This window comes from Brevundimonas sp., assembly GCF_965227765.1.
GTDB lineage: Bacteria > Pseudomonadota > Alphaproteobacteria > Caulobacterales > Caulobacteraceae > Brevundimonas.
Window position 1 is genome coordinate 3,159,012 of record NZ_OZ245778.1, and the last position, 23,572, is coordinate 3,182,583.

General features: G+C 67.4%; 22 protein-coding genes. 5 read left to right on the forward strand and 17 right to left on the reverse strand.

Annotation, left to right across the window (positions count from 1 at the left end):
- Window positions 1-9 precede the first annotated feature (9 nt).
- The 3 genes from ACO05L_RS15140 to ACO05L_RS15150 form a co-directional block, all read right to left on the reverse strand.
- Window positions 10-519 (reverse strand): DUF1543 domain-containing protein, encoded by a 510-nt coding sequence (locus ACO05L_RS15140; RefSeq protein WP_421729996.1) that lies wholly within the window; start codon window positions 517-519, stop codon window positions 10-12.
- Window positions 516-2,159 carry an FAD/NAD(P)-binding protein gene (locus tag ACO05L_RS15145; RefSeq protein ID WP_421729997.1) on the reverse strand — a complete coding sequence of 548 codons (1,644 nt, stop codon included), beginning with the start codon at window positions 2,157-2,159 and terminating at the stop codon, window positions 516-518. Before ACO05L_RS15145 ends, ACO05L_RS15140 begins: the two co-directional genes overlap by 4 nt.
- 116 nt (window positions 2,160-2,275) lie before the next feature.
- A complete protein-coding gene (locus ACO05L_RS15150; protein WP_421729998.1) occupies window positions 2,276-2,782 on the reverse strand; it encodes a surface-adhesin E family protein in 507 nt (168 codons plus the stop codon).
- Window positions 2,783-2,891: 109 nt separating this feature from the next.
- On the opposite strand from ACO05L_RS15150, the gene ACO05L_RS15155 reads away from it, so the two are divergent.
- Window positions 2,892-3,803 carry an alpha/beta fold hydrolase gene (locus tag ACO05L_RS15155; protein WP_421729999.1) on the forward strand — a complete coding sequence of 304 codons (912 nt, stop codon included), beginning with the start codon at window positions 2,892-2,894 and terminating at the stop codon, window positions 3,801-3,803.
- On the opposite strand, the gene recQ is transcribed toward ACO05L_RS15155, so the two are convergent.
- From recQ to ACO05L_RS15170, 3 genes are read right to left on the reverse strand one after another with little or no spacing between them, the layout of a single operon-like run.
- A complete protein-coding gene (gene recQ, locus ACO05L_RS15160; protein WP_421730000.1) occupies window positions 3,800-5,662 on the reverse strand; it encodes a DNA helicase RecQ in 1,863 nt (620 codons plus the stop codon). The genes ACO05L_RS15155 and recQ overlap by 4 nt on opposite strands.
- A gap of 54 nt (window positions 5,663-5,716) precedes the next feature.
- On the reverse strand, window positions 5,717-6,502 hold the full coding sequence (gene hisN, locus ACO05L_RS15165; protein ID WP_421730001.1) for a histidinol-phosphatase: 786 nt from the start codon (window positions 6,500-6,502) through the stop codon (window positions 5,717-5,719).
- Between the two features lie 50 nt (window positions 6,503-6,552).
- Window positions 6,553-6,936: a helix-turn-helix domain-containing protein gene (locus tag ACO05L_RS15170; RefSeq protein ID WP_421730002.1), complete on the reverse strand. Its 384-nt coding sequence runs from the start codon at window positions 6,934-6,936 to the stop codon at window positions 6,553-6,555.
- Between the two features lie 195 nt (window positions 6,937-7,131).
- On the opposite strand from ACO05L_RS15170, the gene ACO05L_RS15175 reads away from it, so the two are divergent.
- Complete coding sequence (locus ACO05L_RS15175) at window positions 7,132-7,383, forward strand: GlsB/YeaQ/YmgE family stress response membrane protein (protein WP_421730003.1); 252 nt, start codon at window positions 7,132-7,134, stop codon at window positions 7,381-7,383.
- 124 nt (window positions 7,384-7,507) lie between these two features.
- Window positions 7,508-9,226, forward strand: a complete 1,719-nt coding sequence (locus ACO05L_RS15180) for a phosphatidylglycerol lysyltransferase domain-containing protein (RefSeq protein ID WP_421730004.1) — start codon at window positions 7,508-7,510, stop codon at window positions 9,224-9,226.
- Between the two features lie 55 nt (window positions 9,227-9,281).
- Here the strand turns inward: ACO05L_RS15180 and typA are convergent, their stop codons facing one another.
- Window positions 9,282-11,114 carry a translational GTPase TypA gene (gene typA / locus ACO05L_RS15185; RefSeq protein WP_421730005.1) on the reverse strand — a complete coding sequence of 611 codons (1,833 nt, stop codon included), beginning with the start codon at window positions 11,112-11,114 and terminating at the stop codon, window positions 9,282-9,284.
- A gap of 128 nt (window positions 11,115-11,242) precedes the next feature.
- On the reverse strand, window positions 11,243-11,467 hold the full coding sequence (locus tag ACO05L_RS15190) for a DUF1674 domain-containing protein (RefSeq protein WP_421730006.1): 225 nt from the start codon (window positions 11,465-11,467) through the stop codon (window positions 11,243-11,245).
- Window positions 11,468-11,580: 113 nt separating this feature from the next.
- Between ACO05L_RS15190 and ACO05L_RS15195 the strand changes: the two genes are divergently transcribed.
- Together ACO05L_RS15195 and ACO05L_RS15200 are read left to right on the forward strand one after the other, a co-directional pair.
- A complete protein-coding gene (locus tag ACO05L_RS15195) occupies window positions 11,581-12,825 on the forward strand; it encodes an NAD-dependent epimerase/dehydratase family protein (protein WP_421730007.1) in 1,245 nt (414 codons plus the stop codon).
- Window positions 12,822-13,673: an SDR family oxidoreductase gene (locus ACO05L_RS15200; protein WP_421731705.1), complete on the forward strand. Its 852-nt coding sequence runs from the start codon at window positions 12,822-12,824 to the stop codon at window positions 13,671-13,673. The genes ACO05L_RS15195 and ACO05L_RS15200 overlap by 4 nt, the downstream gene beginning before the upstream one ends.
- A 117-nt stretch (window positions 13,674-13,790) precedes the next feature.
- Here ACO05L_RS15200 and ACO05L_RS15205 read toward each other — a convergent pair whose 3' ends face one another.
- The 9 genes from ACO05L_RS15205 to infC all read right to left on the reverse strand — a co-directional run bounded on the left by ACO05L_RS15205 (window position 13,791) and on the right by infC (window position 23,482).
- Window positions 13,791-14,405, reverse strand: coding sequence for a DUF1134 domain-containing protein (locus tag ACO05L_RS15205; protein WP_421730008.1), 615 nt, complete (start codon window positions 14,403-14,405; stop codon window positions 13,791-13,793).
- Between the two features lie 168 nt (window positions 14,406-14,573).
- Complete coding sequence (locus ACO05L_RS15210; RefSeq protein WP_421730009.1) at window positions 14,574-15,116, reverse strand: TIGR00645 family protein; 543 nt, start codon at window positions 15,114-15,116, stop codon at window positions 14,574-14,576.
- Window positions 15,117-15,118: 2 nt separating this feature from the next.
- Window positions 15,119-17,539 carry a phenylalanine--tRNA ligase subunit beta gene (gene pheT, locus ACO05L_RS15215; RefSeq protein WP_421730010.1) on the reverse strand — a complete coding sequence of 807 codons (2,421 nt, stop codon included), beginning with the start codon at window positions 17,537-17,539 and terminating at the stop codon, window positions 15,119-15,121.
- Entirely contained in the window at window positions 17,539-18,615 is a 1,077-nt protein-coding gene (pheS, locus tag ACO05L_RS15220) for a phenylalanine--tRNA ligase subunit alpha (RefSeq protein WP_421730011.1), read from the reverse strand. Before pheS ends, pheT begins: the two co-directional genes overlap by 1 nt.
- Window positions 18,616-18,706: 91 nt before the next feature.
- Window positions 18,707-19,060, reverse strand: a complete 354-nt coding sequence (gene rplT, locus ACO05L_RS15225) for a 50S ribosomal protein L20 (RefSeq protein ID WP_421730012.1) — start codon at window positions 19,058-19,060, stop codon at window positions 18,707-18,709.
- A gap of 54 nt (window positions 19,061-19,114) precedes the next feature.
- On the reverse strand, window positions 19,115-19,312 hold the full coding sequence (gene rpmI / locus ACO05L_RS15230; protein ID WP_131250811.1) for a 50S ribosomal protein L35: 198 nt from the start codon (window positions 19,310-19,312) through the stop codon (window positions 19,115-19,117).
- 158 nt (window positions 19,313-19,470) lie between these two features.
- A complete protein-coding gene (locus ACO05L_RS15235) occupies window positions 19,471-21,420 on the reverse strand; it encodes an alpha/beta hydrolase family protein (protein WP_421730013.1) in 1,950 nt (649 codons plus the stop codon).
- Between the two features lie 139 nt (window positions 21,421-21,559).
- A complete protein-coding gene (locus ACO05L_RS15240; protein ID WP_421730014.1) occupies window positions 21,560-22,840 on the reverse strand; it encodes an MFS transporter in 1,281 nt (426 codons plus the stop codon).
- A 120-nt stretch (window positions 22,841-22,960) separates the two neighbouring features.
- On the reverse strand, window positions 22,961-23,482 hold the full coding sequence (gene infC, locus ACO05L_RS15245; protein ID WP_421730015.1) for a translation initiation factor IF-3: 522 nt from the start codon (window positions 23,480-23,482) through the stop codon (window positions 22,961-22,963).
- Window positions 23,483-23,572 lie beyond the last annotated feature (90 nt).

Below are 23,572 nucleotides of genomic sequence, written 5' to 3' on the forward strand. Positions count from 1 at the left end.
CGGCCGCCCCTATTTCAGAGGGCGGTATTCGCAGGTGAAGGGCGGGTCGCCGGACAACAGTTTGGGCGTCAGGTGAATGTGCAGGCGTTGGGCCGAGACCGGCGCATCCAGGGCAAAGGCCTGTTCGGCCTCGTACATCTCGTCGCGGTGCGGCGCATCCCAGCCCTTGGCTAGTTTGATGGCCCGCGACTTGGCCTTGGCCACAGTGTCGGCGACGACGAAGACGTTGCGGTGCTTCTCGGCGAAGTCGCGACCGTCATAGCCGCCCAGGTTGACGTAATAGAGCTGTTCCGCTCCCTCGAAGGGTTCGGGTTTCAGGGTCACCTCATAGCCGTCGGCGTGGCTGATCTCAGACCAGCAGTCGAGATGCAGGCTACCGGGCTTGCCCCACCATTCGCGCAGCAGGGTGTCGTAGGTCTCCTCGATCGAAGGGGCGACGACGAACCTCATGTCGTGGACCTCGATATTGGCGCCCGGGTGCTCGCCGCCGATGTAGATCGCAAACAGTTTCATCATCATGCGGCCTCGGCTGCGTGGGGTTTGGACACGGCCGCAGCCAATGCGTTGCCGACGATCTGGCCCATCTCATGCGAGCTGGTGATGCCTTGCACGAAGGGGTGGCGGCCCATCAGGAAGGGCAGGCTGAGACAGAACAGCCGGTCGGATGGAATGCCGTCGGCGACCACGCGGAACACCTCGTCTATGGCCACGCCCCGGCTCGTCGCCCCGTCATTGGCCGGTTCGTCGCGGACGACGCCCTGCTCCAGCAACGACAGGAAGGGGAACTGGATCGCCGACAGGGGACGCTGGCCCGTCGCCTCGATGAAGACGGGGAAATGGCGGGTGCGATCGCCCATCTGGACCACGACCCCGCCTTCGGGCCGATGGGTGTCGATGCGGTAGCCGTCGCCCAGCGCCAGAACCTCGAGCTTTCCGGCCTCATGCAGGGCCAGCATGCGCTCGATGGATTCATGGGGCACGGCGCCATAGTCGTCGACGAAGACGGGCTTGAGCGTGCGGTTGAAGCGCTCGAACTCGCGGTCGTCCAGATGCGGCACGATCACGGCCAGAACCTCGTGCATCCGCAGAATGGCGTAGCGCCAGGCCACGGTCACCCGGTCGGCGTGGTTGCGCCGGGCCTCGGCCAGATTGTCCCTGGCCCACTGAAACGGATCGGCGGCGGCGCGTTCGGCGAAATAGGCGTCGCAGAAGCTTTCGGGCGTCGCATCGGCCAGGCCCGCCGCCTCGGCATAGGCCGGATCCTCCTGCATCAGTTCGCGCCGGAACAGGTCGAAGGCCGCATCCAGCAGGTCCTCGGCGTCAGCCTGAATCAGGGCGTCGACGGCTTCGACGGTGCAGATGGACAGAGGCGTGTGCGGCAGGGGAAAGAAGAAGTCCGCCTCGGGCAACAGGCCCTTGCGCGACATCATTGTCAGGGAAAACCCCTCGGCTCCGGGCCGGGCCTGATAGACCAGTTCCTCGCCGCGCCGGACGAACACACCGTGGCTCCCGGCCAGGGCGACGGCGGCGTCGATCGCGGTCAGGGACGACCCGCGAATACCGACCTCGACCGGCCCGATCCCGGCCAGGGCCTCCGCCGGCCAGGGGCTGAGAAAATAGCCGGGGCGAACCTGTTGCTCCGCCGGCCACTGATGGCCCGTGGCCAAGACGACGTGGTCGAACAGGATCCGGTCCACGATGCCCTTGCGCGGAGCGACCGTCAGCAGCATGCCCGCCTCGACATGGGCCACGTCCATGACCCGGCATCTGGAACGGACTTCGATCTGCACGCCCTCGGCCTGAGCCTGGGCGACAAGGGCGTCGAACTGGTCGCGGAAATATCGGCCCAGCACCACGCGGGGATAGAAGGCGCGTTCGTCCAGCGCCGATTGTTCGACCCCCATCGAGGCGAGCTGGTCCGGCGACTGGCGTTCCAGCCAGGCCAGCAGGGTTTCACCCAGGGGCGGGATCTCGATGCTGGCGATGTTGGACAGCATGGCCGGGTCGTTCCAACCGGGCCGATAGGGCGTGCCCAGCCCCGCCGTCGGCTGGGCCTCGAACACGGTGATGGCGAAGTCGCGGGGCGTGTGGGCCAGAAGGGCGGCCAAGGTGTAGATGGTGGTCGGCCCCGCGCCGACAAAAGCGATTGTTGGTGTCATGCCACCTGAATGCGCAAGCTCGGAAATCGCGCCATCCAGAAGCACAAATATCGTGCGATCTCAGCCTATTGCCGGGTGACCGTGATCGGAATCCCACGTCCGGCGCCGGCCGCCGCTCAGGGCTGGCCTGCCTCCATGAAAGCCCGGATGGTGGCCCAGCGGGTCGGGCTCAGTTCATGACCTTCGCAGGCCACGCTGCTGGCGAAGGCGTCCAAGGTGTCGGGCGCAATCCCACTCCAGGGCGAAGGATCGTCGTAGCGGTCGGTTTCGACGCCGTCAGAGCCGTAGGCGATACTGGTCGTCGCCCGCGACTGGCCGGAGGCGCAGCGCAGCTCCAGCTCATCGACATCATAGGAATAGTCGTCGGGCGCGAGACGTTCGAGCCGGGTCCGCGCCACGGCCACCGTGGTCACATCGCCCTCGCGGCGGATCTTGGACGGATCTATCAGATAGACCCGCTGCGAACTGCGCGAGAGCGGAACCCAGCCGGCCGCCTCGGCCGGTGCGGCCGCTGGCGAGGCGGACGGGACCGTCTGTGGTGAGTCCTGTTGCGCCGTCGCGGCCCCCGCTACGCCACCGGCGCTGGCCAGAATCAGGGCGAGCATCGTCATCTTCGGCTTCATCTGCGTCCTCCCCAGAACAGTTCAAACTCCGAATGCGAACATCATCCGCGCGCCACTCAAGCTTGGCAAGTCAGGCGCGACTTCGGCCATGATCGCGCGTTAGGGGGTGATGATGCGCCGTCTTTTTCTGCTGATGCTGTTGTTCGCACCGCTTGCAGCCCTGCCTGCCCAGGCCAGGGAACAGGCCGCCTCGGCTTTTGCTCCCATTCCGGCTTTCCAGTCCGACCGTATCGTGGTCACCGCCCAGGGCAGCGGCCCCGACGTGATCCTGATCCCCGGCCTGGCCTCGACCGCCGAGGTCTGGCGACGCACCGCCGACCGGCTGGACGACCGCTACCGCGTGCACCTGGTCAGTATCCGGGGCTTTGGCGACATCCCCGTCGGCGCCAATGGACAGGGCGCGGTGCTGGCCCCCGTCGCCGCCGAGGTGCGGCGCTACATCACCTCCCAGCGGCTGGATCGCCCGGCCATCGTCGGCCATTCGATGGGCGGACTGATCGCCCTGAGGGTGGCTGCGGGCGGCGGCGCCAGCGTCGGCCGGGTCATGGCGGTGGACGCCTCGCCCTTCTTTCCTTCCCTGATCAGCCCCGGCGCCACGGTCGGCGACATCGAGCCCATCGCCCGCATCGGCTATCAGGCCCTGATGTTCCTGGGCGACGAGGTGTTGAGGACGCAAGGGACCGCCATGGGCTTTCAACTGGGCGGGGCGTCGGACAGTCTGTTCGGGGCCATGGGCTGGCAGGGCGGCGACCGCGCGACCCTGGCCCAGAGCCTGTACGAGGTCATGACCACCGACCTGCGCTCGCGCCTGCCCGACGTGCGCGCCCCCGTCACCGTGGTCTATGGCTGGAGCCGCGACGACGCCTCGCCCCGCGCCCACATCGACGGCCTGTTTCGCGCCGGCTATCGCTCGCTGAGAACCCCCGCCCGGTTCGAGCCGGTCGAGGGCGCCGAGCACATGGTCATGATCGACCAGCCGGCGCGGTTCATGGAAGTCCTGAACCGCTTTCTGGCCCCCTAGACGGCGGCCAGGGCGTCCAGCACGCCCTTGCCATAGCGATCCAGCTTGGACTGGCCGACGCCGGATATGGCGCCCAGGGCATCCAGCGAACCCGGCTCGGCCAGGGCGATCTCCAGCAGGGTCTTGTCCTGGAAGATGACATAGGGCGGGACGTGCTGCTCGCCGGCCCGTTCCCGACGCCACGCCCGCAGGGTCTCGAACCGGGCGCGGACATCGTCGCTCAGGGCCTCGACGGCGGCGTTCCTGTCATTGCGGACGCGGTTGCGCGGCGCGCCCGCGCGGCTGGCGACGTCAAAGCCCGGCGGGGCGCGGCGCACCTCGATGGGTCGCTCGCCCTTATAGACCGCGCGCACGGCCTCGGCCTCGCCCAGCCCGACCAGGGGCTTGCCGTCGTTGGGGTCTTCCAGCAGCAGGCCTTCGAACAGCAGATGGTCGATGATGTCGCGCCAGCCGCTGATGGCGGTGTCCTTGCCGATGCCCCAGGTGGACAGGGCGGCCTCCCAAGGCTGGACCTCCTTGGTCTTGCCCAGCAGGTGGTCCACCACCCGGCCGCGCCCGAACCGGCCGCCCAGCCGCTGCACGGCCGCCAGGGCCTTCTGGGCCTGGACCGTGGCGTCATAGAGGGCGGGCGGGTCCGAGCAGATGTCGCAGACGCCGCAGGGGTCGGCGTCGGTTTCGCCGAAATAACGGCGCACGGCCTGGGGCCGACAGACGGCGCCGTCCAGCATGGCGAACAGGCGCCGCGCCTTCTGGGTCTGGACCTGTTTGACCTCTTCGGCCATCGGTCGACTGTCGAGGCGACGCAGGGTCCAGGCGATGTCGGAGGGGCCATACAGGGTGATGCCCTCGGCCGGTTCGCCGTCGCGCCCCGCCCGGCCGATCTCCTGCCAATAGGCCTCCAGCGACCCCGGCGGATCGGCGTGGATGACGAAACGCACGTCGGCCTTGTCCACCCCCATGCCGAAGGCGATGGTCGCGACCATGACCGCGCCCTCCTCGGCCAGGAAGCGGGCCAGCCGCCGGTCGCGGTCGTCGGTCCCCATGCCCGCGTGATAGGCGATGGCGTTGGTCCCGGCGTCGCGCAGGGCCTGGGCCACCCGGTCACAGCCGTCGCGCGAACCGCAATAGACCACCCCCGACTTGCCCTTTCGCTGGCGCACCAGGTCGATGACATGGGCGTCGGTCTTGGCGCGCGACGAGGATTCCTTGCGCTCGGCCGAGAGCTGCAGATTGGGCCGCGCGAAGCTGTCGACGACGACGCGGGCGCCGTCCAGCCGCAGGGACTTCAGGATGTCGTCGCGCGTCCGCGCGTCGGCCGTGGCGGTGACGGCGATGCGGGGCACGCCGGGGAACATCTCGGCCAGCCGCCCCAGGGTGCGATAGTCAGGGCGGAAGTCGTGGCCCCACTGAGACACACAGTGGGCCTCGTCGATGGCGATCAGCGACAGGGGCAGGTGTTGCAGCCGGTCGATCAGATGCGGCTGGGCCAGGCCTTCGGGCGAAACATAGAGCAGGTCCAGTTCGCCGGCGTTGGCCTGACGCCAGATGGCCGAGCGGTCGTCCATCGACACGCCGGAATCCAGCCGGGCGGCGGCTACGCCCTGCTGCTTCAGCGCCTCCACCTGATCGGTCATCAGGGCGATCAGAGGCGAGACGACCAGGGCCAGGCCGGAACGCAGGATGGCGGGGATCTGATAGCAGACGCTCTTGCCGCCGCCGGTCGGCAGCACGGCCAGGACATCGCGCCCGGCCAGGACCTCGGTGATCACCTCGGCCTGACGCCCGCGAAAGTCGGTGTGGCCCCAGACGCGATTCAGGGTCGCGCGCGCGGCGTCGAGGTCGGCTGAATCGGCGAGCATGAGGCGGGTTGTGCCCGATCCGTTCCGGGGTGTCACCCGCCGATCAGAAAGGCGTCACAGCGCCGCGCGTTTGAAGGCGACCAGGGCCTGTTCGCGCACCCGCGCGTCGCCCACGGCGATGATCTGGCCATTGCCGTTCGGGGGGCCGCCGCGCCAGTCGGTGACCTGACCGCCCGCGGCCTCGACCACGGGCTGGAGCGCCGACCAGTCCCAGACGTTCAGGCCGCTTTCGGCGACCAGGTCGATTCGCCCCGCCGCGACCATGGCGTAGGCATAGGCGTCGCAGCCGTACCGGGCCAGGCGGGCGGCGGCGCGCACCTGGGTCCAGGCGCCCAGTTCCGAGCCGGTGAAGATGTCGGGATCGGTGGTGGCGATCAGGGCGTCGGTCAGCTTCTCGCACGACCGCACGGCCAGGGGCGTCGAGGCCCCGTCGCGGATCAGGATGGCGCCGGACGGTCCGCCCAGGAAGATCTCGTCCAGATAGGGCTGGGCGATGACGCCGACGCTGGGCGTTCCGGCGGTGCGCAGCGCGATCAGGGTGGTCCACAGCGGCAGGCCGGCGATGAAGGCGCGGGTGCCGTCGATGGGGTCCAGCACCCAGACGTGCTCGGCGTCGGGGCGGTCCTCGCCGTACTCCTCGCCGATGACGCCATGATCGGGATAGCGGGCGGCGATCAGCCGGCGGATGGCGGCCTCGGCCTCCTTGTCCGCCTGGGTAACCGGATCGAAGGCCCCCGGTCCTGCCTTGTTTTCCTGAGCATAGTCGCCCCGGAAGAAGGGCAAGGTCACGCCCGCCGCTTCACGGGCCAGCTCGACGGCGAAGGATTCAAATTCGGTCATCACCGGCGGGCATACCCCAAGCCCCGCCGGCAAGTCACGACATCAAAGCTTCAGACGACCGCCGGCTCTTCGGCGTGCAGCGACTTGGCCAGGTCCAGCAGGCGACGACGCGGACGCTCGCCCAACTGGTAGTAGGCCTGGATCAGGTCGAGGGTTTCCTTGCGGGAAAACATCTCGCCGCCGTTCGCGCCGGCCGCCTCCTTGCGTTCCATGGCCTCGGACAGGCCGTCGTAGAAATAGTTGACCGGCGCCTCCAGCGCTTCGGACAACTGCCACAGGCGGGCGGCCGAGATGCGATTGGCGCCGCATTCATACTTCTGGATCTGCTGGAAGCGGATGCCGACTTGCAGCGCAAGTTGTTGCTGGGTCAGCCCCAGCAGGCGACGACGACGACGCAGACGGCGTCCCAGGTGAAGATCGATATCGGTGGCCATGGCCCCAAACCCCTTGTCAGCGGACTGTCCCGAAACGGAACGGCTCGCCTTGATCGGCGCAAGGGACGTGCCGGTTTCGCCCCAGCGGGGAATGTGGCTGAACACAGGTTTTCAGATTGCAGCGACAACAGGACGCAACCTACGCCGCAGCCGAGCATTATCGGAGCAAGCAGCTTAGCTTGGAAGGATTACATCATGGGTCTCGGTATCATCGGCTGGATCGTCATCGGCATCGTCGCCGGCTGGCTGGCTGAAAAAGTCATGGGTCGTAACCACGGCCTGGTCACCAATCTGATCGTCGGCGTCGTCGGCGCCCTGATCGGCGGTTTCATTGCTCAGAACCTGCTCGGCATCCCCGTCGGCGGCTTCAATCTTGTGACCCTGCTGGTCGCATTCGGCGGCGCCGTGCTGCTTCTGTTCCTGTTGGGACTGGTCAAGCGCCGCTAAGACGAAGCGACACGCCAAGACAGAAGGGGCGGTCCCGCCGGGGCCGCCCCTTTTTCGTGTCTACAGGCCGTGCGCGCTTCAGATCCCGCGATTCACGATATCGTTGCTTCATGAGCCTTCACGCATGACCGCATCGACCGATCCTCGAAAAGGCGTCGTCCGCCGCCTGCTCGCCTTGGCGGGAGAGGCCACGCCGCAGATGTTCGCCGTGGCCGTCTTCGCCGGCGGGGCCCTGACACTGGTCTCGGCGGTGACGCCCGAGTTCGCCGACCGGCTGCGCGCCCTGTCGGGCGCCGTGTCGCCCCGCCTGATCGACCTGTCCCATTTCGCTTCCAGCGTGATCGGACTGTTCCTGCTGCTGCTGTCCGCCGGCCTGTGGCGGCGCAGGCGCGGCGCCTACTGGACCACCCTGGCCGCCCTGGTCGCAGGCGCGGTCTTCTCATTGCTCAAGGGGCTGGACTGGGAAGAAGCCGCCATCCTGATGGTCGTGGCCGCCCTGCTGTTTCCCTGCAAGACCGCCTTCAATCGCCGCTCGCGCCTGCTCGAGCCCTTGCGGCCTGGTTGGCTGGCCTTGCTGGTCGGCTCCGTGCTGGCCGTGTTGTGGCTGGGCTTCTTCGCCTATCGCGACGTCGCCTATACCGACGGCCTGTGGTGGGAGCTGCTGACCAACCGCCAGGCTTCCGGCTTCATCCGCGCTGCCGCCGTCCTGTCGATCCTGACCCTGGCCATCGCCGTGGTGTCGTTGGTCTCGGCGCCGGGTTCGGGCCGCCGACGCCTGGGCAACGCCGAGGATCACGCCCTGGCCCTGGCAGCCCTGGCCCAGGCTGACCGCGCCACGCCCGAGGCCTGGCTGGCCGCTCTGGGCGACAAAACCCTGATGTTCAGCCAGTCGGGCCGCAGCGTCCTGGCCTATCGGGTCAGGGGCCGTCGCTGGATTGCGATGGGCGAGCCCGCCGGCCTGCGCTCGGAACGGCGCGAACTGTTGTGGAGCTTTGCCGAACAGGCCGATTCCTACGGCGCCGCAGCGGTCTTCTATTCGGTGGGCGAGGATTTGCTGGCCGATCTGGCCACCATGGGCATGGCGATGCGCAAGGTCGGCGAAACCGCGGTGGTGCCCGTCGCCGCCTTCTCGCTGGAAGGCAAGTCCAAGCAGAACCTGCGCACCGCCGTCAGCCGCGCCGAGCGCGAGGGCGCCACCTTCGAGATCCTGCCGCCCGGATCCGCCAGCGCGCTGGCGGCCGAGCTGAAATCGGTGTCGGACGCCTGGCTGGACCATCACAACGGGACCGAGAAGACCTTCTCTCTGGGCCGGTTCGACGCCGCCTATCTAGATCTGACACCCCTGGCCGTGGTTCGCCAGGTCGATGTCGCGACGCCCGGCGCTGCATTAGGCGCTGCATCAGGGGACCGGGGGCGGATCGTCGCCTTCGCCAATCTGCTGCCCGGAGCCGGCCAGCCGCGCGACCTGGCCATCGACCTGATGCGGCATCGGCCCGACGCCCCCCCGGGGGTCATGGACTATCTGTTCATCCGCGCCATCCAGTGGGCGGGGCGTGAAGGCTATCAGGGGCTGGACCTGGGCATGGCGCCCCTGGCGGGGCTGGAGGATCGGCGGCTGGCCCCGATCTTCGCCCGCGTCGGCGCCCTGGTGTTCGAGGAGGGCGGCGCCCTGTACGGCTTCCAGGGCCTGCGCGCCTTCAAGTCGAAATTCGCCCCCGAATGGCGCCCGCGCTTTATCGCAGCGCCGCCCTCCACGCCCCTGGCCATGGCCCTGCTGGACGTGGCCCTGCTGACCAGCGGCGGCTGGCGCGGGTTGCTGGGGATCGGCAAGGGGCGCCGCTGAACGAAAAAGGGGCGGACCTTTCGGCCCGCCCCTGATCTCAGCATCCGTTCGAACCCTATTCCGGGCGAGCGCGCTTCTTGCGGAACGACGGGTTCAGGATCTGCTTGCGCAGACGGATGGACTTGGGCGTCACTTCCACCAGTTCGTCGTCGCCGATGTAGGCGATGGCCTGTTCCAGAGACATCTGGCGCGGCGGGGTCAGGCGAACGGCCTCATCCTTGCCGGAGGCGCGCACGTTGGTCAGTTGCTTGCCCTTGATCGGGTTGACGTCGAGGTCGTCCCAACGGGCGTTCTCGCCGATGATCATGCCTTCGTAGGTCTTCTCGCCGGCGCCGACGAACATGACGCCGCGATCTTCCAGGTTCCACAGGGCGAAGGCCGCCGTCTCACCGTCCGAGTTGGAGATCAGCACGCCGCGCAGGCGACCGGCGATCTCGCCCTTGTAGGCTTCATAGTGGCTGAACACGCGGTTCAGGACGCCCGAACCGCGCGTGTCGGTCAGGAACTCGCCCTGATAGCCGATCAGCGAGCGCGACGGGCATTTCAGGCTGATGCGGGTCTTGCCGGCGCCCGACGGGCCCATGTCGGTCATTTCGGCCTTACGGGCCGACAGCTTCTCGATGACGATGCCCGAGAACTCGTCGTCCACGTCGATCATGACGTCTTCGATGGGCTCCATCTTCTCGCCGTTCTCGCCGGTCTGGAAGACCACGCGCGGACGCGAGATCGAGACCTCGAAGCCCTCGCGGCGCATGTTTTCGATCAGAACGCCCAGTTGCAGTTCGCCACGGCCGGCGACTTCGTAGGCGTCGCCGCCTTCGGTGGTGGTGACGCGGATGGCGACGTTGGCTTCGGCTTCCTTCAGCAGACGGTCACGGATGACGCGCGACTGGACCTTGTCGCCTTCGCGACCGGCCAGCGGGCTGTCGTTGACCGAGACGGTCATGGAGATGGTCGGCGGGTCGATCGGTTGGGCGGGAAGCGCGTCGACGACTTCCATGGCGCACAGGGTGTCGGCCACGGTCGCCTTGGACAGGCCGGCGATGGCGACGATGTCGCCCGCTTCCGAACCCTCGTCCAGCGCCTGACGCTTCAGGCCACGGAAGGCCAGCACCTTGGTGATCCGGCCGCGCTCGATTTCCTTGCCTTCACGGTCCAGGGCGTGGATCGCCATGCCGGGGACGGCTTTGCCGCTCTCGATACGGCCGGTCAGAATGCGGCCCAGGAAGGGGTCGGATTCGATCAGCACGCTCAGCATGCGGAAGGGCTTGTCCTTGTTCTCCTGAACCTTGGGCGCCGGAACGTGCTTGACGATCAGGTCGAACAGGGGGGCCAGGGTGTCGTTGGGCTTGGACAGGTCCATCGTGGCCCAACCGGCGCGGCCCGAGGCGTAGATGTGGGGGAAGTCCAGTTGTTCGTCCGTCGCGCCGATGGCGGCGAACAGGTCGAAGGCTTCGTTGTGGACGCGGTCGGGATCGGCGTGGGCGCGGTCGACCTTGTTGATGCAGAGGATGGGACGCAGGCCCATCTTCAGGGCCTTGGTCAGAACGAACTTGGTCTGGGGCATGACGCCCTCTTCGGCGTCGACCAGGATGACGCAGCCGTCCACCATGCCCAGGATGCGCTCGACTTCGCCGCCGAAGTCGGCGTGGCCGGGGGTGTCGATGATGTTGATGCGGGTTTCGCCCGCTTCGCCGTTCCACAGGACCGAGGTGCATTTGGCCAGGATGGTGATCCCGCGCTCTTTTTCCTGGTCGTTGGAGTCCATCGCCCGTTCGGTCGTGGCCTCGTTGGCTCGGAAGACGCCGGACTGGGCAAGCAACTGATCCACCAGGGTGGTCTTGCCGTGGTCAACGTGGGCGATGATGGCGACGTTACGAAGGTTCATTTAGGGCTCGGGCGGACTGTGTTCGGTCACGGAAAGGCCGTGCCGCTGAAAACGGGCGCAGATCGGGGAAGAAGCGGCGCCTCTTACAGGGGATGGCGCCAAAAGACCAGTGCGTGCGCAAAGCCTTCTCAGAAGTCGACCGCGAGGCCCTTCTTTTCCCAGTCGCCATAGCGGGTGGGTTCAGGTCCCGAGGGTCCGCCGTGTTCCGTCGCCATCTCGGTTTCGGCCTGATCGCGCCGGGCCGCCGCCTCTTCCAGCGCGCGCCGGGCGGCGTCGGTCAGGGGGCGCTCACGCGTCGCGCCGGGAACATCGAGGTTGAAAGCGGGTTCGGCTGGCGCGGTGTCTTCGGACATGGCGGGGATATAGGCGTCCCGCCCGTTCTAAGCCACCGCTCCGCTTTGCCCCTGTCATCGTCATGGTCTAGGCAGGGTGTCGGGGATTTGCAGCATCACCAGGGTGGCGTGACATGAAGGTTCTGGTTCTGGGCGGCGACGGCTTCTGCGGCTGGCCGACGGCCCTGCATCTGTCGGCCAGGGGCTGGGACGTCACGATCGTCGACAACCTGAGCCGCAGGAACATCGACAACGAGCTGGAAATCCAGTCCCTGACGCCGATCCGCACCATGGGCGAGCGCATCGCCGCTTGGCAGGAACTGACCGGCCGCACAATCGGCTTCGTCAACATGACGGTCGGCAAGGAGTTCGATCGCCTGGTCTCCCTGCTGAAGGACGAACGCCCCGACAGCATCGTCCATTTCGCCGAACAGCGGGCCGCCCCCTATTCGATGAAGTCGGCGCGGCACAAGCTCTACACCGTCGACAACAACCTGAACGCCACCCACCACCTGCTGGCCGCCATGGTCGAGAGCGGATCGGACGCCCACCTGGCCCACCTGGGCACCATGGGGGTCTATGGCTACGGCACCGCCGGCCTCAAGATCCCCGAGGGCTATCTGACCGTCACGGTGGACACCGACAACGGACCCTGTCGTCAGGAAATCCTGTTCCCGGCCAATCCGGGGTCGATCTATCACATGACCAAGACCCAGGACGCCCTGCTGTTCCAGTTCTACGCCCGGAACGACGGCGTGCGGATCACCGACCTGCACCAGGGCATCGTCTGGGGCGCCCAGACCGAGGAAACCCGCAAGGACGAGCGGCTGATCAACCGCTTCGACTATGATGGCGACTATGGCACCGTGCTCAACCGGTTCCTGATGCAGGCGGCGGTCGGATACTCCCTGACGGTGCACGGCACGGGGGGCCAGACGCGGGCCTTCATCCATATCCAGGACACGGTGCGCTGCATCGAACTGGCCCTGAATAACCCGCCCGCCCCCGGCGACCGGGTCAAGATCCTGAACCAGATGACCGAAAGCCGCCGGGTCCGCGACCTGGCCGCCATGGTGGCCCAGATGACGGGCGCCGTGGTCGAGACCGTCGCCAATCCGCGTCAGGAGGCCGACGAGAACGAACTGGTCGTCGCCAACGACCAGTTCCGCGACCTGGGCCTGAGCCCCATCACCCTGGCCGAGGGCCTGATGCAAGATGTGACCGGCATCGCCCGCCGCTATGCCGACCGCGCCGACCTCAGCAAGATCGCCTGCGTCTCGGCCTGGAACGCCAAACGGGCCGAGGCGGTCGAGGCCGCGAAGCCCGCCGCGCCCGCCCGAACCGCCGACGTGACCCCAATCCGGGCGGTAGTCGCCTGACCGCCCTGCTGGTCTTCGGCGGCGGCTATGTCGGCCGGGCCGCGGCGGCGGAGGCCCTGCGCCGCGGCTGGCGGGTGACCGCCACCTCGCGCGATGCGGATCGCCGCACCTCGCTTCAGGCCGAGGGGATCACCGCCATCGACCCCAACGACGCCGACGCCCTGTCGTCGGCCCTGGCCGAGGCGACGACCGTCCTGGTCACCGCCGCGCCCGACGCCAAGGGATGCCCCGGCCTGAGATCTCTGGGCAGCACCCAGGCGGCGTCGGCGGCCTGGCCCGACTGGATCGGCTATATCTCGTCCACCTCCGTCTATGGCGACCGGGCGGGCGGCTGGGTGTTCGAGGACGACGCCCTGAACGCCGCCACCCTGGAGGGCGCGCGCCGGGTGCGGGCCGAGGCCGACTGGCTCAGCGGCGGCCCGGGCATGGGGCTGACGGTGCAGGTGTTCCGCCTGCCGGGCATCTATGGCCCCGGACGCTCGGTGCTGGACAGGCTGCGCGACGGCTCTGCGCGCACGATCAGAAAGCCCGGACAGGTGTTCAACCGGGTCCATGTGGAGGATGTGGTCGGGGGCCTGTTCGCCTCGATGGCGCGCCCCCGCCCGGGTGGCATCTACAACCTTACCGACGACGCGCCCGCCCCGGCCGAGACCGTCATGAACTGGGCGGCGCAGCGGCTGGGCCTGCCCACGCCGCCCGAGGTCGATCTCTATGATCCCTCGGTCTCGGATGCGAGCCGGCGCTTCTATCTGGATTCAAAGCGCATCTCGAACGCGCGGGCCAAGGCCGAACTGGGGTGGCGCCCGCTCTATCCGACCTGGCGCGAGGGGCTGGAAGCCATCCTTTAGCGCGCTACCGCCCGCGACGCGGTCGCTCTCTGCTTGAGCGCGGGTTGGCGGCCCACATCCGAGACGCCTCTGCGCTCAAGCAGCGAGGCTCCGCGAGCCGAGCGTTAGCGCCCCCGCTTAGAAGGGCACGATGTTCCGCTGGCGGCTGTAGGCCATGGTGCCGACGTTGGCGCCCAGGCGCAGGCCGACGCCGGTGCGGACGGGCGCCAGGACGATGCCGTCGGCGCGCTGATAGTTCACGCCCAGGCCGCCGATCAGATAGGCCGAACCCTCGACCCCCGGATAGCGGCGATAGATGGCGTCGGCGTTGTAGAGGCCATAAACCAGGGTGAAGACGCGCGAAGCATTCCCGCCCACGTCCCAACCGATCGAGATGCCCTGCCAGAACACCTCCTGCGAGACCGACTGGTCCTTCATGTGCAGGGCGCCCCGGCCATAGCGCAGGCCCAGGCCGACAGCGCCGGCGCCCTCTTCGCCCGCGATATAGGCGGTGGGACGGTCGCCCTGGTCGGCGAAGATGCGCTCGATGGCGGCGCCCATGGCCTCGGCGGCGATGCCCAGTTCGCGCGACCCTGCGGCGACCAGTTCGTCGGAGGTATAGGCCGGCGCCCGGCTGTCCGAGGCGATCGGGTAGGCCGGATCATTGGCCTGACGCGCGCTGCTGGCGCAGGCGCCCAGGGCGGTGGTGGCGGCGGCGGCGAAACCGGTCTGGATCAGGTGGCGACGGTGCATGGCGATGGTTCCGAAACTGGGAGTCACCCGACGCGCGGGCCTGTCGCAGCGTCGCCGGGCTTTGCGTCAGCCTTGCGGCGGCAAGGTTAACCGGAGCTTACTGAAACCCGTTTGGGCGCTGCTTGAGCGCCGGCTTGCGGTGTCCGCCCGGCGCGAAGCGCCCCAAACCTAATGCTTGTCGGTCTTGCTCGACAGCCAATCCATCAGCGCCAGCAGCACGCCGGAAGTGACGAAGGTCAGGTGGATCAGCACGCCCCACATGGCCTCGGCCTGATCGACCGGAGCCCCGTCCTTGCCGATATTCATGAAGAACTTGAGCAGTTGGATGCCCGAGATCGCCACGATGGAGGCGATCAGCTTCATCTTCAGGCCCGAAAAATCGACGGTGCCCATCCACGGCGGGCGGTCGGTTTCCCCATCGAGATCCAGCTTGGAGACGAAATTCTCATAGCCGGAGAACATCACGATCAGCAGCAGATTTCCCGCCAGCGACAGGTCCACCAGGGACAGGACGGCCAGGATGGCGTCGTTCGAGCTCATGCCGTGCCCGGCCGCGAAGGCCTGCGGCACATAGTAGGCCAGCTCTCGCAGGAAGACGATCATCAGCATGAACAGAGCAATGGCCAGCCCCACATAGAAGGGGGCCATCAACCATCGCGACTGGAACAGCAGGCGTTCGAACGCGGTCTCGAGTTTCGGTTTCAGACCCATGTTCAGCCCCTCAGCCTGCCGCCCAGTTTCTCGACCGCCGCCACGATCCTGGCCGAGACGGCCTCGATCTCGGCCTCGGCCAGGGTCGCCTCGCGCGGCTGGATCACGACTTCCAGGGCCACCGACTTGTGGCCTTCGGGCACGCCCTGGCCACGATAGACGTCGAACACCCGGACCTCTTCGATCAGGGCCTTGTCGGCGCCCGATGCGGCCTTGATCAGATCGCCCGCCGCCCGGCTGTCCTCGACCACGAAGGCGAAGTCGCGGGTCAGGGGCATCAGGGCCGACAGGTTGGCCGAGCCGCGCGTCTTGGATTTCGACTTGGGGTCGGGGACGCTGTCCAGCACGATCTCGAAGGCCAGCATGGGGCCGTCGGCGTCCAGGCTTTTCAGCACGCGCGGATGGACCGCGCCGAACTCGGCGATGACGGTCTTGGGGCCCAGTTGCAGCCGGGCCGAGCGGCCGGGGTGCCACCAGTCGCGGTTCTGGCCCTGGGCCAGTTGCAGCGAGCCGACCGGCGCGCCGATCTCCTCCAGCAAAGCCATCAGGTCGCCTTTGAGCCCGAACAGGGCGTCGTCGGCGGTTCCCGTCCAGTGACGCGCGGCGTGGGGCGCGATCAGTCCGGCGATCACCGTGCGCTGCCCATTCGGCTGGTCGTCCAGATAGATGGGGCCGATCTCGAACAGGGCGGCGTCGGGACGACCCCGCGCGGCGTTCCTGGCCGCCGCCTGGATAAGGTTGGGCAGGGCGGAAGGCCGCATGCAGTCCAGGTCGGAGGCGATGGGATTTTCCAGCACCAGACGGTCATCCCCTCCGCCGAACATCGCGGCGATGGACTGGCTGGTGAAGGACCAGGTGACGGCCTCGGCATAGCCCATGGCGGCCAGCGCCCGGCGGGCGGTGCGGACGCGGGCCTGACGCGGGCTCAGCACGCCCTTGGACGACCGGTTCAGGATCGGCAGGGGCGTATCGGGCAGGGCGTCGAAGCCCTCGATGCGGGCGACTTCCTCGACCAGATCGGCCGGGCCGTCCACGTCGCGGCGCCACGACGGCGGGGTCACGGTCCAGGGCTCGCCCGTCGTGATCAGGAAGCCGAGCTGGCCCAGGATGGTGCCGATCCGGTCGTCGGGCAGGTCCAGGCCCGACAGCCGCTTCACATAGGCCGGATCGAAGTTGAAGGCCTCGGGATTGGCCGGATGTTCGCCCGCCAGGACGATCTCTGACGGCTCGCCGCCGCACAGGTCCAGGATCAGCCGGGTGGCCAGTTCCAGGCCGGGCACGACCGAGGCCGGATCCACGCCGCGCGCGAACCGGTACTGGGCGTCCGAACTGATGGTCAGGGCGCGGCCGGTCTGGGCCGTGACGATGGGGTCGAACCAGGCGCTTTCCAGGAAGACGTCGGTCGTCTCGTCCGAACAGCCGGTGCTCTCGCCGCCCATGACGCCGCCCAGGCCGATGGGGCGCTCGCCGCCCGCATCGGCGACGACGCTCATCGACGGATCAACCGTATAGGTCTTGCCGTCCAGGGCGATCAGATGCTCGTGCTCGCCCCCCTCGTGGCCTGGCGTCGCGGCCGAGATCTGACCGGCGCGCACCACGATCTCGGTTCCGACCAGCTTGGCGGCGTCATAGACGTGCAGCGGCCGGGCGCGGTCGTAGGCGATCAGGTTGGTGACATCGACCAGCCTGTTGATCGAGCGCAGGCCGATGGCCTGGAGCCGGGTCTGCAGCCAGGCCGGCGAAGGCCCGTTCTTGACGCCGCGGATCAGGCGGCCAGCGAAGACCGGGCACTGTTCCGGCGCATCGAGCCGCACGGTGATCGGACACGGGAAGGCGCCCCGCACCATGGCGATGTCGAAATGCTTCAGCTTGCCGACGCCGGCGGCGGCCAGGTCGCGGGCGATGCCCATGACGCCCAGCCAGTCGGGCCGGTTGGGGGTGACCTCGAAGTCGATGACGGGCTCGGCGCCGAACAGCTTGGCGACCGGGGTGCCGACCGGGATCTCGGGCGGCAGTTCCTGGATGCCGTCAGACTCGTCGGCCAGTTGCAGCTCGGAGGCCGAGCACAGCATGCCGTTGGACACGACGCCGCGCACCGGCTTCTCGACCAGGGTGACGCCCAGGCCGGGCACATAGGCGCCGATGGGGGCATAGATGGTGGTCAGGCCCGCCCGCGCGTTCGGCGCGCCGCAGACGATCTCCTTCATGCCGTCGACGGTCTCGACCTGACAGACCTGCAGCCGGTCGGCGTTGGGGTGCTGGGCCGCCGAGATGATCCTGGCCACGGTGAAGGGCGCCAGGGCGATGGTGGGGTCGGTGACGTGCTCGACCTCCAGCCCGGCCATGGTCATGGCCTCGGCGACACGCGCGGCGTCGGCCTCGGTCTCGAGGTGATCCTTGAGCCAGGAAAGGGTGAATTTCATCAGGACAGTCCGCTGGCGGCGTTAGGGGCGGCGAAGGCGGAGAAGCCGTAGTGGGCCAGCCATCGGGTGTCGGCGTCGAACATGGGGCGCAGGTCGCTCATCCCGTATTTCAGCATGGCCAGGCGATCGACCCCCATGCCGAAGGCGAAGCCCTGATACTCATCCGGGTCGATGCCGCAGTTTCTGAGCACATTGGGATGCACCATCCCGCAGCCCAGGATCTCGAGCCAGTCGGTCCCCTCGTTGAACTTCAGGGCGCCGCCCGAGCGGTCGCAGCGGATGTCCATCTCGGCCGAGGGCTCGGTGAAGGGGAAGTGGTGCGGCCTGAACCGCGCATCCACCGCGTCCAGTTCGAAGAACCGGGCGATGAAGGTCTCAAGCGTCGTCTTCAGATGCCCCATGTGGATGTCGCGGTCGATCACCAGACCCTCGACCTGATGGAACATCGGCGTGTGGGTGGCGTCCGAATCCTTACGGAAGGTGCGGCCCGGCGCGATGATGCGGATCGGCGGCTGTTGCGACATCATCGTGCGGACCTGCACCGGACTGGTGTGGGTCCGCAGCACCTTGCGCTCGCCCGTTTCCGGGTCGGGCCTCAGGAAGAAGGTGTCGTGCATCTCGCGCGCCGGATGCTTGGGCGGGAAGTTCAGGGCCGTGAAGTTGTGGAAGTCGTCCTCGATGTCGGGACCTTCGGCGACGGCGAAGCCCATGTCGGCGAAGATGGCGACCATCTCGTCCATCACCTGCATGGTCGGATGCACCCCGCCCTTGCGACGCGGGCGGCTGGGCAGGCTGAGGTCGACCTTCTCCGACAACAGGCGGGCATCCAGCTCGGCGGCTTCCAGCTCGGCCTTCTTGGCGGCCAGGGCCGAGCCGACGCGGTCCCGCAGGCCGTTGATGATCGGCCCCTGTTCGCGGCGTTCGTCGGGGCTCATGGCCCCCATCCCCTTCAGCAGGCCGGAGATGACGCCCGTCTTGCCAAGGGCGGAGACGCGCACGGCCTCGACCTCGGCGACCGTGGTCGCAGAGCCGATGGCGTTGATCAGGTCGAGTTCGAGTTGGGCTAGGTCGGTCATGTGGGGTGTCGTCTAGCGGTTCGGGGGCAAAGCAAAAAGCCCCCCGGCGCGAACCGGAGGGCCTTTGATCGTTCAGGCGTCGGTACCGGCCTTAGGCCAGAGCGGCGCGGACCTTGTCGGCGATGGCCTTGAAGCCCGTTTCATCGGCGGCGATCGCGGCCAGGACCTTGCGGTCAAGCTCGATGCCGGCCTTGCCCAGGCCGTGGATGAACTGGCTGTAGGTGAAGCCTTCCATACGGGCGGCGGCGTTGATGCGCTGGATCCACAGGGCGCGGAAGTTGCGCTTGTTCGTGCGACGGTCGCGATAGGCGTATTGCCCGGCGCGGTCGACGGCGGCCTTGGCCGTGCGGATGGTGTTCTTGCGGCGACCCGAAAAGCCCTTGGCCTGTTCGAGAACCTTCTTGTGTTTTGCGTGGGACGTTACGCCCCGTTTGACGCGAGCCATGTCGCAATCCTTTCAAATTCAGTGTGACGGAAGATCAGTCTGAGCGGACGCCGATCAGGCGTAGGGCATGTAGGACTTGATCTTCTTGGCGTCGGCATCGGCCATGACCTTGGTGCCGCGGTTCTGGCGAATGTATTTGGAGTTGTGGCTGATCAAGCGGTGACGCTTGCCCGCAACGCCGGACTTCACCTTGCCCGTCGCAGTGAAAGAGAAGCGCTTTTTGGCGCCCGACTTCGTCTTAAGCTTCGGCATTTTGGTTCCCTTTTTGTGGGCTACCGCTCTCCGAGCTGCTTGAGCCCGAGGAATGGTCGCCGCTGGATTCAGAACCGCCCAGGCATGCCTGTTCGCCCGGCGGTCCGTACGCGAAGGCGCGGCTAGTAAGCGAACCGCGCCTTCAAAGCAAGCTGAGTCTAGTTTGCGGGGTTGTGGGCTTCCAGGAACCGCAGCGTCTCGGTCAGCATCCGCGTCCGCGTTTCGCCGCGCGAGAGCCAGTGGTCCTCGCCCGTCAGTTCGACGAACTCGACAGGCTTTCCGGCCCGGCGCAGGGCGCGTTCCATCAGGCGGCTCTGCTCGATCGGCACGACCGAGTCGTCGCGACCGTGGATAAGCAGGATCGGCGCCGTCACCCGGTCCGCCAGTCGCGCCGGCGACCGCTCGTCCAACGACCGGTCGCCCAGACGATCAGCGCCCATGAAACGGTTCCAGTAGCGGGTCGTCTGGTTCTCGCGCCGCGCGCCACGGGACGCCTCGTCATCGACCATGATCCGCAGATCCGACACACCTGCGACCGACACGGCGCAGCGATAGACGCCGGGGTCCAGGGTCGGCCCGGCCAGGGCCGCATATCCGCCATAGCTGGCGCCGACGATACAGACGCGCGCCGGGTCGATCGTTCCCTGCGCGGCCAGATAGCGGACGCCATCGGACAGATCGGTCTGCATCTTCTTGCCCCACTCGCCATAGCCCGCCTCGACGAAGGCATCGCCACGGCCTGTCGAGCCGCGGAAGTTCGGCTGCAACACCGCATAGCCGCGCGAGGCCAGGGCCTGAGCCCAATAGTCGAAAGTCATCACGTCTCGTGACTGAGGGCCGCCGTGCGGCAGAACGACCAAGGGCAGGCCCCGCGCATTCTGCATGCCGGGCGGAAGCGTCAGATAGCCATGGATTTCCAGCCCGTCTGCGGCCGGATACCTGACCGGCTCCACGGACGCGACCCTGTCCGACGTCACGGCCTCATAGGCCCCACCAACGGGTGTAACCGTCGCCGTGTCGAGGTTCAGCACCCTGTAGGTGCCCGAATCCTGATCCCCGCCAGTATAGACGACCGCCTGACGGAAGTTGTCGCTCCAGCTGACGACCTCGGCGCCCTGACCCGCGAAAGTCTGCTGAATGCTGTCGTACAGGGCGCGGGCCTGCTCATCTGCAAAGGCGTAGATTGGACCACTGTCCGAGCTCCGCCTCGCACCGATCATCCGGCGAGTGACAGGGTGGAAATAGAGGGCGTCCGGCATGAACTCGAACCGGACAGCGCGCCAGGCGCCGGTCGTCATGTTGACGTCGAAGAACTCGGCGTCCTCGCGGCCAGGCTGGCTGAGGTCGGGGCGGTCGGCGGCGACGATCACGCTTTGACCCGTCATGCCCAGGCCCAGCAGGTTGGGCGTGTCGATGGGGGCCGTCGTGTCCCAGGCCCGCCGGAAGCCGTTTCCTTGACGCAGGTAGAGGCTCCAGACCTGCGAGCGGGATTCGTACTCGCTTCGCGCGATGGACTGCCCCGTCGGATCCAGGATGAAGTCGGTCACATTCAGGCCCATGACCTCGGCAAGAGCCGCACGGCCCGTTTCCAGGTTCACCCTGAACAGGTCGAGCCGCTCCGGATTACCGAAGGCATAGGCCCGGACCAGCACCTGCGGCCCATTGTTGTCGACTACACCGACGTCGCTGAACAGAGCCGGAAACAGATCGCGCGTGTTGTCCAGCATGGTCACCAGCCGGTTCTTGCCCGGATCATAGATCTGGCCGGTCGCCAGTTCCCCATTGACCATGCCCAGTTGCGGGATGGTCTCGGTCTTGGTGGTGGTGACAAGGACGCGCTCCTCGCCGATCCATTCCAGATCGCGCACCTTGGCGCGGCCGACCCCGACGCCGCCGATCTGTGCGCGGGTGGTCAGATCCAACAGGACCAGCAACCGGTCCTCGCCGGAAACGGTAACGAAGGCGATCTTGCTGCCCGATGGCGACAGCTTGACCAACTCCATGGACGGCAGGGCGCCGTAGGCGGCGATGGGCGCCGGCTCGGCCGCAGCTTGCGCGCTCGCTGGCGATGCCGAGACCAGGCTTACGGCGCACGCAGCCGCGAACACGGCCGCAAGGCCGCTATGAAAAACAGAACGCATAGAAAGGAGACCCCCGCCTCATACAGTAAGGCTTCAACCTTCTATGACCGGCCACGCAATCTCAAGTAGTTTCCGACGATATTCGATCGCGGGTCTGGACCGGCGTTTATGCCGCCTGTCCTCGCCGCATCGCCCGACCGGCGTTGATCGCCATGATCGCGGCGGGGATCATCAGGGCGGCGCCGACGATGAAGGGCCAGTCGTGGCCAAGGCCCGAGAACAGCGCCCCCGCCAGCATGGGCCCGAAGATGCGGGCGATGGAGCCAGAAGCCATGTTGAGCCCCAGCATCGCGCCCTGCCGATCCGGCGGCGTCGTCCTGCTGATCATGGCCGAGATATTGGGCATGGCCATCGACATGCCGCAGGCTCCGAAGGCCATGACGATGGGGATGATCCATCCCTGCACGATAGGCAGGGTGAAGACGCCCAGGTCCAGGGTCAGGGCGGGGAACCAGGCGACAGGGGCGGCGACCTGGAGCAGCAGGGAGGCGCCGAACATCAGCATCCCGGTCGTCAGCACCCGCGTTTCGCCGAAACGCCTGGCCAGCTTGCCGGTGAACACGCCCTGGTTCAGGGCCGAGACGATGCCCACGACCATAAAGCTCAAGCCCACCTCGCGCGCGCCCCAGGCGTAACGGTCCTCGGCCCACAGGCCGAACACGCTCTCCATCGCCGAAAAGCCGGCCATGTAGATCAGGGTCACCAGCAGGACGCGCGACACGACGGGGTTGGCGCGGGCGTCCTTCAACCCGGCGAGGAAGGCCGGCCGTGGCGCGGCTGGATCTGCCTTTGCGCGACTTTCCTTCAGGAAGACGGAGACCCCCACAGCAGCCAGAGCGGCCAGGGCGGCGGCGACGAAGATCGGCAACTGATAGCCGATGTGCCCCATCTGCGGCTGGGCCAGCAGACCGCCCAGACCCGGCCCGACGATGAAGCCCAGGCCAAAGGCGGCGCCGATCATCCCCATCCGCCCTGCCCGCTCGGCCGGAGGCGTGACGTCGGCGATATAGCCCTGGACCGTCGAGATATTGCCAGCGCCCAGGCCGGTGAACAGTCGCACCCCGATGGCCAGCCAGATGTTCGGCACGAAGGCCAGGACCAGATAGCCGAGCGCATTGGCCGCCAGGGTGATCAGCAGCACAGGCTTGCGCCCGATCCGGTCCGACAGCCGCCCCCAGAAGGGTTCGGCGAAGAACTGGCCCAGCGAATAGGCCGAGAACATCAGGGTGATCTGCCAGGCCTGCGCATCCAGGCTTTGCGCGAAGAAGGGTAGGAGCGGCACGACCAGGCCGAACCCGACCAGGTTGATGAACACCACCAGAAACAGCACGGCCAGGACCGGGGCCTGACGACGGGGGTTGGGGGAAGCGGTCGCCGGCTGGGTCATGGCTTTCGCTTAGCCTCGCCCGGCCGAATCGCAAAACCCCGGGAAACACAAAGCCCTGGGAAACGCAAAACGCCCCGGCGAACCGGGGCGTCTGTGTCGATGGATGGTGATCCGGTCGGCTTAGCGCGGCGCCAGGATCATGATCATCTGGCGGCCTTCCATACGCGGCGCGTATTCGACCTTGGCGACCTCGTCAAAGTCGGCCTGGACCTTGTTGAGCAGTTTCATGCCCAATTCCGGGTGCGCCATCTCGCGACCACGGAAGCGCAGGGTCACCTTGACCTTGTCGCCTTCGTCGAAGAAGCGCGTCATGGCCTTGGCCTTCACGTCATAGTCGTGGACGTCGATATTGGGACGCAGCTTGATTTCCTTGAGCTCGACGACCTTCTGGCGCTTGCGGGCCTCGGCCTTCTTCTTCTGCTCCTGGAAACGGAACTTGCCGTAGTCGAGGATCTTGGCCACCGGCGGCTCGGAGGTGGACACGATCTGAACCAGGTCCATGCCGGCCTCTTCGGCGGCTTCCAGCGCGGCGGACGTGGGCATGACGCCCTGCTTCTCGCCGTTCTGATCGATCAACAGAACGCGCGGCGCGCGGATATCCTGGTTCATGGGCGGCCCATCCTTGACGGGCGGCTGGTTCATCGGACGGCGAATGTGCGTCGTTTCCTTATGTGTTCGAAAAGTCGGTTCTTGCTGCAGGGCTAGGCGCGCGGACGTGCGCCGCGTTTCCTG